General features: G+C 44.5%; 8 protein-coding genes and 3 tRNA genes. 9 read left to right on the forward strand and 2 right to left on the reverse strand.

Annotated features, from left to right (window positions below; translation table 11 throughout):
- The first annotated feature begins 38 nt into the window (after positions 1-38).
- Positions 39-3,167, forward strand: coding sequence for a S9 family peptidase (locus H8K33_RS17890; protein WP_186892430.1), 3,129 nt, complete (start codon positions 39-41; stop codon positions 3,165-3,167).
- A 161-nt stretch (positions 3,168-3,328) separates the two neighbouring features.
- The gene (gene arsC / locus H8K33_RS17895) at positions 3,329-3,748 is read left to right on the forward strand and encodes an arsenate reductase (glutaredoxin) (protein WP_186892431.1); all 420 of its coding nucleotides are present in this window, start codon (positions 3,329-3,331) and stop codon (positions 3,746-3,748) included.
- 172 nt (positions 3,749-3,920) lie between these two features.
- Here arsC and H8K33_RS17900 read toward each other — a convergent pair whose 3' ends face one another.
- Entirely contained in the window at positions 3,921-4,403 is a 483-nt protein-coding gene (locus tag H8K33_RS17900) for a YciI family protein (RefSeq protein WP_222613483.1), read from the reverse strand.
- Positions 4,404-5,084: 681 nt separating this feature from the next.
- Here H8K33_RS17900 and H8K33_RS17905 point away from each other — a divergent pair.
- Entirely contained in the window at positions 5,085-5,945 is an 861-nt protein-coding gene (locus tag H8K33_RS17905) for a type 2 periplasmic-binding domain-containing protein (RefSeq protein ID WP_186892433.1), read from the forward strand.
- Between the two features lie 134 nt (positions 5,946-6,079).
- Positions 6,080-9,049 carry a S9 family peptidase gene (locus H8K33_RS17910; RefSeq protein ID WP_186892434.1) on the forward strand — a complete coding sequence of 990 codons (2,970 nt, stop codon included), beginning with the start codon at positions 6,080-6,082 and terminating at the stop codon, positions 9,047-9,049.
- A gap of 88 nt (positions 9,050-9,137) precedes the next feature.
- On the opposite strand, the gene H8K33_RS17915 is transcribed toward H8K33_RS17910, so the two are convergent.
- Positions 9,138-10,952: a DUF885 domain-containing protein gene (locus H8K33_RS17915; RefSeq protein WP_186892435.1), complete on the reverse strand. Its 1,815-nt coding sequence runs from the start codon at positions 10,950-10,952 to the stop codon at positions 9,138-9,140.
- Between the two features lie 292 nt (positions 10,953-11,244).
- Between H8K33_RS17915 and H8K33_RS17920 the strand changes: the two genes are divergently transcribed.
- From H8K33_RS17920 to H8K33_RS17940, 5 genes are all read left to right on the forward strand, one after another.
- Positions 11,245-11,991 (forward strand): MgtC/SapB family protein, encoded by a 747-nt coding sequence (locus H8K33_RS17920; protein ID WP_186892436.1) that lies wholly within the window; start codon positions 11,245-11,247, stop codon positions 11,989-11,991.
- A 135-nt stretch (positions 11,992-12,126) separates the two neighbouring features.
- Positions 12,127-12,211 (forward strand) — tRNA-Tyr (locus tag H8K33_RS17925).
- Positions 12,212-12,253: 42 nt separating this feature from the next.
- Positions 12,254-12,327, forward strand: a tRNA-Gly gene (locus H8K33_RS17930).
- 42 nt (positions 12,328-12,369) lie between these two features.
- Positions 12,370-12,444, forward strand: a tRNA-Thr gene (locus tag H8K33_RS17935).
- Positions 12,445-12,535: 91 nt separating this feature from the next.
- A partial coding sequence (locus H8K33_RS17940) for a GTP-binding protein (RefSeq protein WP_017454492.1) occupies positions 12,536-12,658 on the forward strand: 123 nt, incomplete at its 3' end.

Consider the following 12,658-nt stretch of genomic DNA (forward strand, 5'->3'; position numbering starts at 1 on the left):
AACGTTGATAAAACACGAACTAAAATAAAGGAAGAATAATGCAGAGTGGCTTACAAAAAAACAGATCTCAACTGATCTTTAATCATTTATCACGCCCTGTCAGTGCGCTTGTATTGGTTTTGGGGCTGCATGCGATGAGCGTGCCGCAGTCTGCGTTTGCGCAGACCACCGCTGCGAATAAAGAGGTCAGCACGGCAAGTGTGACCCAGAGCGGAAAGAAATTAATTGGCCATGAGGTTTATGCAAACTGGCGCAGTATTCAAAATGCGATCGTGAGCCGTGATGGTCTATGGGCCGCGTATGCCTTGGTAGGGCAAGAATCCGACGGAGAGATTGTCCTGAAAAATCTGCGTGATGGTAAGGAATGGCGTGCTCCGCGTGGTAATGCGCCGATGTTCAGTTACGATGGAAAATACGTGGCTTTTTCAGTTGTGCCAACCCGCGCAGAACTGGATAAAGCGAAAAAAGCCAAACTCAAACCTGAAGATGCACCAAAGGCAGGTGTTGGCGTGATGGACTTGTCGACTGGTACAGTTGAATATGTTGAACGTGTAAAGCGTTTTAGCTTTCCAGAGGAAGGTTCTGGTGTGCTCGCAGCACTGCTCGAGCCAGTGAAAGAAACCAAAAAAGATGCGAAAAAAGACGATGCTGTAAAAGCTGATAGCGACGTTGACAGTAAAGAGTCGATGGAAAGCGAAATCGATGAAGATCAGCAAATGACTCTCGCTGGCGTTGGAAGTGCGACGAAGAAAAAAGAACCTGGTACAGAATTACTGGTTTGGGACTTAGCGAATAAACAAAAAACATCGATACAAGATGTGGCGGACATGAGCTGGAATAAGTCAGGAACGATGTTGGCGTATTCCATATCCTTGAAGGATTTGCCGAAAGATACTACGAAGGATGTAGCTAAAGAACCGAGTAAAGACCAGTCACAAGAAATAGCGAAAACAGAAAATAATACGACAAATGAGAAAGCGAAATCGGCGACGCAAGTCGAAGGCGTCTACATTTGGTCATCAGAAAGTAAGTCATCAAAAGCGATACTGACTGGTGCTGGTAGCTATAAATATTTGCGCTTTGACGATGCAGGTCAACAATTTGCCGTGTTAAGTAATCGTGATGAGTTGGCAAAGAAAGCGAAAGATCCACAAGTGTATTCCTTGTTTTATTGGCGAGCTGATGCACCGCAGGCAAAGCTACTGGTGAACGCAGAGTCAAACGGAATGACCAAAGCTTGGGCACCAAGTGAACATGCCGATCTTAATTTTAGTAAAGATGGACAACGCCTGTTCTTGAGCACTGCGGAAGTAGCGATTGCAACAGCAAAGAATGCGCCAGAAGCCGTAAAGGTCGATCTATGGCATTGGAAAGATCCTGAGTTACAGTCCATGCAAAAAGCGAATGCTGAGCGTGACAAACAAAGATCTTATCGTGCAGTTGTTCACTTAGCTGATGGTAAGTTTGTACAGCTCGCGAACAAATTGATTCCGCAAGTGATGCTCAATGACAACGCGCAGTTTGCAATGGGAATTAGCACTTTACCTTATCGACATTTAATGTCGTGGGATAGCCTGCACTACGACGCTTATGCAGTAGATTTGCAGAACGGTCAAGCCAAAATGCTCATCGAAAAATCGCGCTTTATGCCGCAGTTTTCTCCAGCAGGAAAGTATCTTGTTCAATTCGATGCGGACAAAAGTGTGTGGTGGTCATATTCCACTATTGATGGTAAGAAGACGAACTTAACTGGTCATATTAAAACGCGCTTCGATGATCAGCAACGCGATACGCCAGAGCCGAAAAATGCGTTTGGTCTTGCTGGGTGGACTGCGGATGATTCCAGCGTTGTTATTTATGATCAGTTCGACTTATGGGATGTGAATTTGCAATCCAAAGTCGCGCGCAATCTCACTGCTGGATTTGGTCGTAAAAACCAATTAGAGCTGCGTTACGTTCACTTGGGTGACGCACGTCAATCTCCTCAAACCAGAGCATTACCTACCGACAAGCCATGGGTATTATCAGCGACCCACGATGTGAATCAGTCGACTGGTTATTACACGATTAATCCGACCGTCAGTGCAATGGCCGAGCCTAAGCGTTTGATTCATGCGGATAAATTGTTTTCAGGTTTAATTAAGGCGAAAGACAGCGACACAATATTGTTTACGCAGCAGACATTTACTGAATTTCCTGACTTGTGGAGTGCCGATCTAAACTTTACTCAGCCGCAAAAAATCAGTTATGCGAATCCACAGCAAGCTCAGTACAACTGGGGTACGCAAGAAATGATTGATTACACCAGTGCTGATGGAAAAAAATTGAAAGCTTTGGTTGCGAAGCCTGAAAATTTTGATCCTAAAAAGAAGTACCCGATGATGGTGTATATCTATGAAAAGATGACGGACAATATGCATCGCTTTGTCTCTCCAGCGCCGGCACAAAATATTAATGTTACGCGTTATGTCAGTAACGGATATATCGTGTTGCGACCTGATATTGTTTACAAAACTGGTTATCCAGGTAAGAGTGCGCTTGATACCGTTGTGCCCGCTGTACAGCAGGTGATCGCAAAGGGCTACGTCGATCCGAAACGGGTTGGTATTCAGGGTCATAGCTGGGGTGCTTACCAAATCAGTTACATGATTACCCGTACCAATATTTTCCGTGCCGCAGAAGCGGGTGCATCAATGGCGAATATGATTAGTGGCTACGGTGGTATTCGTTGGGGGGCAGGTATTAGCCGCGCATTTCAATATGAAAAGCAGCAAAGCCGTATTGGTGGCACGCCTTGGGATAGTACTGCTAAGTATGTAGAAAATTCTCCGATTTTCGCGATTGATAAAGTACAGACACCATTTTTGACTGTTCACAATGATGACGATGATGCAGTACCTTGGTATCAAGCGATTGAGTTCTTCACAGCGATGCGTCGATTGAATAAAGAGGCATATTGGTTTAACTATAATGGTGAAAAACATGGTTTGCGTGATCGCGACAATATCAAACATTTCACCGTGCATATGAGTGAATTCTTTGATCATTATTTGTTAAATAAGCCGCGTCCAGAATGGATGGATAAGCCTGTTCCTTATTTGGAAAAAGGGAAACGTGATGTGATGGGACAGTTTGTGCCTGCGAAAGATCAGGATCAAAAAAAATAGAGCGAAGATTTCTTTTTCGTGAAGTGAAATAAAAGGGTGACACTAGTGTCGCCCTTTTGCATTTGGCTAGCAACGTATCGCTTATATAATGTCGTTTTGGAGCCTGCGCATTTTACGGTCGCCAAATTGACTATGAATATTTCTTGATTGAACAATTGAACATGACTATTACGATATATCACAATCCAAAATGCGGCACATCTCGCAATACACTTGCCTTAATCCGTAACAGTGGCGATGAACCTGTGGTGATTGAGTATTTAAAACAGCCGCCGAGTAAAGAAGTGTTGAAGAATATGCTGACCACGATGGCGTTTTCAGCACGTGAGTTGATGCGACAAAAAGAAAGTCTCTACGAAGAATTGCAATTGGCCGAAGACAAATGGAGTGAAGATGCTTTAATCGATTTGATGCTCGCGCATCCTATCTTGATTAATCGACCAATTGTGATAACGCCTTTGGGTATGAAATTGTGTCGTCCATCGGAGTTAGTATTAGATATTTTGCCGTCGCCGCAGCGTGGCGCTTTTACGAAAGAAGATGGTGAGCAATTAATTGACGCTAGTGGAAAACGCGTGTGAGGACAATGTGACTAAGTCACGAGGTTCGCAAGATCAATCCGACTTCAAAGTGGAGCGCTGGTTTCGCCATATTGATGTGCGAAACCAGCCAGTTCAATGCGCCTGGCGCTGTGCGAATCGGTTAGCGGGCAGCGTGTTGATTCCGCCAAGCCAAACGATCAAATGCCTATGCTTATTTACTCAAGGTCTCGTGAATTCTTCCCACATCCATTATCGCAGCAGAACCGTACCATTTATGATATTCAGCCACCATTTCTCCTTTGATGATGACAGGATCTGTGGCGGTTAACTGTTTCGCTTCTTCGATATCTTTTACTGCAAAAATAAACAATCCACGCCAGCCATCAACACCGTCAAATGGTCCGGCAACAGCAAGTTTCCCCTCGGCTGCCAGACGTTTTATATTGGCGAAATGTCCTGCAAACATTTCATCCCTTTCTTTTCCAGCTGCGACCTTGTTTGGTCCAGTTTTTAATACCACCAAAATATAAGTTCGCATGCCGCGATGATCCGCTCCCAGACGTTCTGCCGCTGCGGCATCGTATTTTGGATTCGATGTTGGTGCGGCGCTTTGTGCCTCCACCTTCGTTGTAGCAAAAGAGTGGCAGGAAATGCAGAGTAATAAACTAAGAAAAAGTGTGGTTGATCGCATCATGTCCTCGCTGTGGTATAGAGTTGGAGTAAGTGGCAAACAGTCTGATAAGCTGAATCTAGATGTTAGTCCATAAAGGACCAATTTGTGTTCTTTTCTCGTGATACCTCTGCGCAACCTACTGCGCGACCGAATTTTGAATTTCCGGTGCTCGCTGTGCTTCAGCACAGGTCCGCTCCTCAAATCAAACTTCGACCACTCGCTACGGTTGTGCAGAGGTCTCTCGTATGTGCGTGGCTTTGCCCTTGCATGCTTGAATCGGAGGCGTGTCACGGACGATAGTACAATTGTCTGGCACGCTTTTACGAAGGCAGGGGAGCGGGTTGCAGTATCGATTCTAGCGCCTGTTTTAGCGAAGTCTCATTGTTATTTGATGTTTTTGTTTTAGTAACTGTGTCGTGTAAGTCCTACAGTGCATTGGTCTTAACAATATTTTTCAGGACGAAAGCGTGCCTTAGATAGGAATGTGTTTGCTTTCCATGCACAATGTTTGCGATGCTCGGGCATTCTTGGCGGCTTTTTATGATTGTTCAATGGAGTTCAGTGGACTTCTATATTGAAAATCTTGTTTTGATGATGCATGTTTGTATGTGCAAGATTGCGGTATTTTTTTCGTGAAATGGAAATACATTGTTTGCCAGCTCGTACACAAATAAGCTCGCTGCCTACTCACATGGAATTCACATGTCTTTGTGGTTTTTCTGGCGCGTGCTCGCAGCGATTTTCGCTGTGAGTACGATAGTTTCGCCCGTGCTGGCTGAATGTTCGAGGCCTATTCAAGTGCCGTTCTCAGTTACCGGACTAAGCGTCGTGGTGAAAAATAACCACTACTCAGGGATTACGCCAGATTTCTTGAATATCGTCGAAGCAAAGAGCAACTGCCGGTTTATCTATTTTCAAGTGCCCAAAAATCGTCAGGAAATTTTGTTTGAAAATGGCAAAGCAGATTTATTGATTACGACTATTAAAACAGATAAGCGTGACAAGATCGGAAATTTTGTCCCGCTAATTCAAATTCGTGCGATGGTCATTTTGATTGAATCGGCACATACAGAAATCCAAAATTTATCGGACTTACTTGCGCGAAAACAGCTTAAATTGGTCGCTGTTCGTGGCTTCGATTATGGCGCTGGCTACCAAATGATTTTAGAGGAAATGGCGAAGCGCGGACGTTTGATTGTCGAGCCAGATGTTATTTCAGTCGCGCGATCTATGCAAAAAAATACCGATTACGTCACGATTATGACGCCCACTTTGTTTTCAGGTTTTCTTCGTACCGAAGCCATACTAAAAAATCTTGAGGGACGCGTGCGTTACGATAAGTTGGATGAGCTGCCATGGACTGATAGTGGCATTTATATTTCGAAATCTTCTTTACTGTTAAGTGATCAGATCTTTCTCAAGACGCAGATGGAGAAAGCGGCATCGACCGATGTGATCTGGAAGTCTTACGTGAACGTATATCCTGCCAATGTGGTCAAGATGGGATTGCGTCAACGTCATGCGGGTACGTTTGATGTGATAAAAAATGTCGACACAAAATAGAATCCACCCCTGCCATTGAGTGACAAATCGATGCGTTTTTAACACCGCTAACGATTGGAACTAAGTTAAGATACCGCGGTCAACATCATTTGATTGATCTTTTTAGTCACTTATCCTTTCCTTCGGAGTGTGTAATGCGTCCAGTTTATCCTGCCGTTACTTTAAGTTTTCTCTTGGCAAGCGCTGAAGTATTAGCGCAATCAGCAACCACCGCTGATAAAAATGCTGCCCCAGTTGTCCCTGTCAATCCAGTGCAAAAATCCGAAACAAAAACTGCTGTGAAAGCACCAGTAGCGCTAACGCCACGTCCAATTGAGATTGCAGACATGGCTGCATACAAAGGTATTAGTGCCGCTGTATTGTCGGCGAATGGTCAGTGGGCGGCTTGGCGATTGACGGAAGCAGAAGGTGATGCGACTGTACTTGTGAAATCTTTGTCTGGAAAAGAAGAATATAGTTTTCCCGCTGGACAAGGGGCAGGCAGTATCGAGTTTTCTGAAGATGGTCAATGGGCCGCTTTTACTTCGCATATGAGTAAGAAAGAACAAGATGCGGCGAAGAAGGCAAAGAAGCCTTTGCAAACTAAAGTTACCTTGGTTGATTTAAAAACAGGTAAGTCCAGCGTAGTCGATAAAGTGCGTAAGTTTGCTTTTGCGAATGAACGTGGTGGTTGGATTGCGATGCATAAAGCGATGGCTGATGGTGCTGCTCCAGCGCCAGTTGCACCGCCAGTACCAGGAGCGACCGCGCCTGCACGCGCAAAAGGATCGGATCTCTTATTGAAGAATCTGAAGACAGGTGCAATGCTCAATCTGGGCAATGTCTCTGAATTTGAATTTGATTTCCAAGGACGCTATTTAGCCTATATCGTGGATGCGAATGATAAGGCTGGAAATGGTGTGGTGGTACATACTTTAGATACTGGCGCTAACCAGGTTTTGGATGATGGTGATGCGGTGTATGAGAAGTTATTGTGGAATGACAAAGGCAATGGATTCACTGTATTAAAAAGCATAGAAGATAAAGCCTATACCGATAAATTGTGGAATGCTTTGGGATTCCGTCTTGATGCCGGAAGCAATTTTAGCAAAACCATTGTTGATCCTTCTAAGCTCAAAGACTTTCCTCAGGATATGACGATTTCGGGTGATGCACAACCACGCTGGAGTAAAGACTTTGCTTGGATTTCATTCGGTATCAAAGAAGCTAAGAAGAAACCAAAAGACGAGAAAAAAGATGCAGAAACAGATGAAAAGGTCAATTTAGTCCTTTGGCATCATCAAGACAAGCGTTTGCCAACACAACAAAAAGTGCAGCAAGAGTTTGATAAAAAACGTTCATCCGCGGCGATTTATCGTCTTGCAGAAGCAAAATTTGTGCGTATCGGTGACGAGAAATTGACATCAGTAGCAATGCCTCAGGCTGGAGATTGGGCTTTGGCGCAGGATGACAGTGAATATCAACGTCAAGCTAGTATGGATGGCCGACGCTTTAGTGATGTGTATGCGGTAAATCTGAAAAATGGTGAGCGTCGTTTATTAAACAAGCAGGCTAGTTGGACGTTTGGATTAGCGCATGATGGACGTCACTATTTGCACTACGAAGATGGAAATTTTTTCAGTGTGGAAATGGCGACAGGCAAACGTCATAATTTGACTGCCGGATTAAATTCTAGTTTTGTGAATGTCGATGATGATCACAACTTGGTCAAACCACCTGTTACACCGTTTGGTTGGAGCGCAGATAGTCGGTTCATTTTGCTGAGTGATGGTTGGGATATCTGGAAGTTTCCGGTAGAAGGTGGGAAAGCCATACCATTAACCCAGGACGGAAAGCGAGATCAAGTGCGCTATCAGCGTCGCCTTGTTTTAGATCCCAATGAAAAGGGAATTGATTTGAGTAAGCCGCAGTATTTTTATGCTTACGGTGAATGGACTAAAAAAGCTGGTTTTCTGCGCCTCGATCCAAACGGCAATGTTAAACGATTGGCTTACGCTGATGCGGCGTATCGACGTCTGATTAAGTCAGAGAAAAGTGAAACTTTCTTGCTGTCAAAAGAAACTGCCACCACGCCACCAGATCTTTATGTTAGCGATGCGCAATTAAGTAACTTACGTAAGCTTACTGATTTGCAAGAGCAGGAAAAGAGCTACACGATGGGTAGTGGCTCAATTTTGGTTGATTACATCGGAACAGATGGCAAAAAGTTGCAAGGCGCTTTGTTCTTACCTGCAAACTATCAGGCTGGTAAGTCTTATCCGACCGTGGTGTACATCTATGAAAAATTAAGCCAGGGATTGAATAGCTATACGCCACCGATGGTTGGTGGTGGTGGTTTTAATCGTTCCTATTACACTAGCCATGGTTACGCGGTATTCAATCCAGATATCACTTATCGTTTAAATGATCCAGGTGTTAGCGCCAAGGAAAGTGTGTTACCAGCGCTGCAGGCTGCGATAGCAACTGGCGTCGTTGATCCAAAACGTGTTGGTTTGCAGGGACATAGTTGGGGTGGCTACCAAACAGCCTTCTTGATTACTCAAACCGACGTATTTAAAGCGGCATCAGCAGGTGCGGCGCTGACGAATATGATTAGTATGTACAGCCTGGTGTACAAGAATTCTGGCAGTACTAATCAGGCGATTTTTGAAAGTAGTCAAGGACGTTTCCTTGGTAATTACAATGATCACTGGGAAGCGTATGTTCGCAATAGCCCAGTGTTTTTTGCTAAAAATGTTAAGACACCGCTATTGATGTTACAGAATGATGTCGATGGCGCTGTAGATTACACACAAGGTGTAGAGTATTTCAATACTTTGCGCCGTGCCGGCAAAGATGTTGTGATGCTTGAGTATCCAGGCGAGAATCATGGCTTGGTGAAAAAGCCAAATCAAAAAGATTATATGCAGCGCATGAAAGAGTTTTTTGATTTTCACTTGAAAGATAAGCCTGCACCAGAATGGTTAAATAAAGGCGTTGCTTGGTTAAAAATGGAAGATCATTTGAAAGAGCGTGCAAGCTTGGTGAAACCAGCAGAGACGAAAGCTGAAGCAAAAGTCGACGATAAAAAATCGGCAGATATGAAAGCGCCAGTAACAAATTGATTTGTTGTTGTCGTTGAATTTAGTCGCTAAATTCAACGCAAATAAAAACCTCGAATATTTTTATTCGAGGTTTTTATTTTATGGATGCTTATTTCTTCTCTTGTTTTAACTTATTTGCCCACGCAAGCATTTCGCTTTCCAAAATTGATAAGGGGACTGAGCCTAGACCAAGTAACTTATCGTGAAAGGCTTTGAGATCAAATTTCTCTCCCAAAATGGTCGAGGTTTTTTGACGTACTTCGCGGATTTTCAATTCACCTAACTTGTAAGCTAAAGCTTGTCCTGGCCATGAGATATAGCGATCAATTTCCGTGGTAATTTCATGTTCGGAGAGCGCTGTGTTGTCTCGCATAAATTGCAAGGCTTGATCACGTGTCCAGCCTTTTGCGTGCATCCCAGTATCGACTACTAAGCGTGAAGCTCGCCACATCTCATAAACCAGGCGACCAAAATGATGATAGGGTGTTTCGTAAAAGCCCATCTCGACACCCAAATGTTCCGCATATAAAGCCCAGCCTTCTCCAAATGCGGAAATGTATGCGGTACGGCGAAACTCCGGTTGTTCCGCTTGTTCACCAGCTAAGGCAATTTGCAAATGATGACCTGGAACGGCCTCGTGTAAGGTCAGGGCAGGCAGCGCCCACATCGGGCGTTGATTTAATAACGACGTATTGACCCAATAATTTGATGGCCGTTTTGGGTCGCCACTGCCAGCATAACGACCCGCCGTGTAGGTGGGCGCTATATCCGCCGGTACTGCTTGAATTCCATATGGCTTACGCGGCAATTGCCCAAAATAACGTATCAGCATGCCATCGGCTTTCTTCGACCAGTAAGAGGCTTCAGCTAATAATTCACGAGGTGTCTTGGCGTAGAATTGGGGATCGGTGCGCAAAAAATGTAAGAAGGCTTTGAAATCGCCGCTGAACTTTAATTCGCTGATGATTTGTTCCATATCGCTGCGAATCCGCGCAACTTCCTTTAGACCAATGCTATGAATTTCCTCTGGCGTATTTTCTAAAGTTGTATATTCGAAAATTTGTGCTTGATAGAAAGCTTTGCCATTTGGAAGATCGTAGGCCGCAATCGATTTCCGTGACTTGGGCATGTATTCATGACGAATGAAGTCCAATAAGTTTTGGTAGGCGGGAATTACCTGGTCGGTAATGACAGCCTTTGCTCGCTTTTGTAAGTCAGCTTGTTGTGCAGGGCTGATCGATGCTGGCAATTGGGTAAATGCCTTGTAAAAGACACTGGTATCAACGGCTGTTGTTAAGTGCTTCTGAATGCTAGCGTCACGACCTGTTAATACAACTTGTGGCATCGTCATCCCCCGCTCTATGCCTAACTTCATAAGGGTAATTTTTTGCGAGAACGATTGCGGAATGCTAGCAAGTTGTTTGATGAACCGCTCGCAGTTTTTTACAGACGTACAACGAGTAGATTCGGCTGCTCCTGCAGTACTCGCCCAGAATTGGCTATCTGAATTGAATGTCAGAAGATGTGCATCCAAAGTGGTCGCATTGATACGATTGGTGAGTTGATCAGCGAATATTTTGTAGTTAATGCGTGACTCATTGGAAAGTAAAGAAGGGTCTATTTTCTTCATATCCTCAGCTAAACTGCGCCACACTTTTAAGCGTCTCTGTTCAGCAGCATCGCTGTAATCTGCTTGCGTAATTTCATCCTCATCATCCGCGGCGCGGCGCCCGGGAAATTCCTTATTTCTGAAAGCAGTTTCTTTCTGATACAGATTCTTGAATGCGAGTTCAGTTTTGATTTGCTCTTTGCTACTCGCCACGCCGCTCACTTTGATTGTTTGCTCCGTTGCCTGTGCATTTGAGGGCACTGCCGCGTTGGGCAGACCCACGCAAAAAAGTAAGCTGATTGCTGCACTAATCATAGTCCTTCCAGATTTGTGTTTTGTACCAATGAAAGTCGGAAGCGAGTAAGGGTTTCTATACTGATGCATAGTTTCTCCAAGAAAATGGTGGGAATGGCAATAGCGGGAGCAAGAGTTATTTAAATATACTATGAATATACCTAAGTGCAGGTGTGAAATCTGATTGTTCAAAGGCAAATAAGTTCAGTGTTGCTGAAATACGGCACAATTAAAACATGAGAGATAAACTTTAGACAGTTACTAATCAGCTTGCTACACTGAAATTCGATATAAATAATTATGAGCAATAAGAATGACGACATTAGCTTCCTACACCGCCAATTTCTGGTCGCATGCCGAACTTGGTACAAATACAATTATTTTTCTTAATTTGACTGGCGCCCTATTATTGGGATTTGTTGTCGGATATGAGCGCTCCTACCATGGCCGAGCTGCGGGCATGCGTACTTATGGGCTAGTCTGCATGGCCTCAGCTGCCTTGGTGGTGATTGCTGGATATCCCGACTTCTGGTTTGGGGGAAGGGCTTTATCCCCTGTCGCTTTGGATCCATCACGTACAATCCAAGGCGTTGTGACTGGCATAGGTTTCTTGGGTGCTGGTGTAATCATGAAGGAGGGTTTTAGTATTAGTGGCTTGACTACGGCGGCGTCACTTTGGGCTTCGTCCGCCATTGGTATTTTAGTGGGGGTAGGATTTTACGCCGCTGCAATCTTGCTCGCTTTTCTCTCTGCCGCGTGCATGATCTGGGTCTTTAAGCTGGAGGCTTGGTTACCAGCACGGCAGGCAATCTCGATTGTGATGCAATTTAGGGAGGGCTTTGTTGCAAGTGAAGCCGCCATACGCCAGTTGGCGATGGCACGAGGTTACGAAGTTGCTGGTGGAACAATTATTATTTCATCAAAGGATGGGCGAACTGAATGGCGCTTTGTTGCGGTAGCACTAAATCGTAAGCAGGCAACATCAATCAGTGCTTTATCTGAAGAAATGAATAAATTCGAGGGATTGGTTTCGTATCAGTTGGCGCATGCGCGAAATTAACTAAGTCCTTGAATTTTCAATAAAAACATCATTTCTGGCGCCGAGTGCTACAAAGGCCGATTCAAAAAAGTAGATGTCATCGTTAAAAAGCTATTGACAGTTAAAACGAACATCTCCATAATTCGGGGTTCCCTGGGAGGGGTGGCCGAGTGGTTAAAGGCGACAGACTGTAAATCTGTTCTCTCTGAGTACGCTGGTTCGAATCCAGCCCCCTCCACCAGGCAGAATTTTGTGGCTGAAGTTTTTCGAATCAGTTTCGTATGCGGGTGTAGCTCAATGGTAGAGCCGAAGCCTTCCAAGCTTAAGACGAGGGTTCGATTCCCTTCACCCGCTCCAAGTTTAAAGTTTTGTCTCTGCATGTGTGTTGTGCAAAGAGCTGCCCTTGTAGCTCAGTGGTAGAGCACTCCCTTGGTAAGGGAGAGGCCACGTGTTCAATCCACGTCAAGGGCACCAGAGTAGTTTTAAATCATCGTCTTCGCATTGTTATTATCGGGCGTGTGCTTGGTAAATTAAGAAGATCTCTCACAATCGTTAGGAGTCTAAAATGGCAAAAGGTAAGTTCGAACGCACCAAGCCGCACGTTAACGTCGGTACAATTGGTCACGTGGATCACGGTAAAACGACATTGACAGCAGCGATTGCGACAGTATTGTCTAAGAAATTTGGC

It is taken from the genome of Affinundibacterium amnicola, from assembly GCF_014284275.1.
Lineage (GTDB): Bacteria > Pseudomonadota > Gammaproteobacteria > Burkholderiales > Burkholderiaceae_D > Undibacterium > Undibacterium amnicola.

Bases quoted from the DNA above. Each gene is read 5' to 3' on its own strand.
- H8K33_RS17890 (WP_186892430.1), top strand. From the start codon at position 39: ATGCAGAGTGGCTTACAAAAAAACAGATCTCAACTGATCTTTAATCAT.
- arsC (WP_186892431.1), top strand. From the start codon at position 3,329: ATGACTATTACGATATATCACAATCCAAAATGCGGCACATCTCGCAAT.
- H8K33_RS17900 (WP_222613483.1), bottom strand. From the start codon at position 4,403: ATGATGCGATCAACCACACTTTTTCTTAGTTTATTACTCTGCATTTCC.
- H8K33_RS17905 (WP_186892433.1), top strand. From the start codon at position 5,085: ATGTCTTTGTGGTTTTTCTGGCGCGTGCTCGCAGCGATTTTCGCTGTG.
- H8K33_RS17910 (WP_186892434.1), top strand. From the start codon at position 6,080: ATGCGTCCAGTTTATCCTGCCGTTACTTTAAGTTTTCTCTTGGCAAGC.
- H8K33_RS17915 (WP_186892435.1), bottom strand. From the start codon at position 10,952: ATGATTAGTGCAGCAATCAGCTTACTTTTTTGCGTGGGTCTGCCCAAC.
- H8K33_RS17920 (WP_186892436.1), top strand. From the start codon at position 11,245: ATGACGACATTAGCTTCCTACACCGCCAATTTCTGGTCGCATGCCGAA.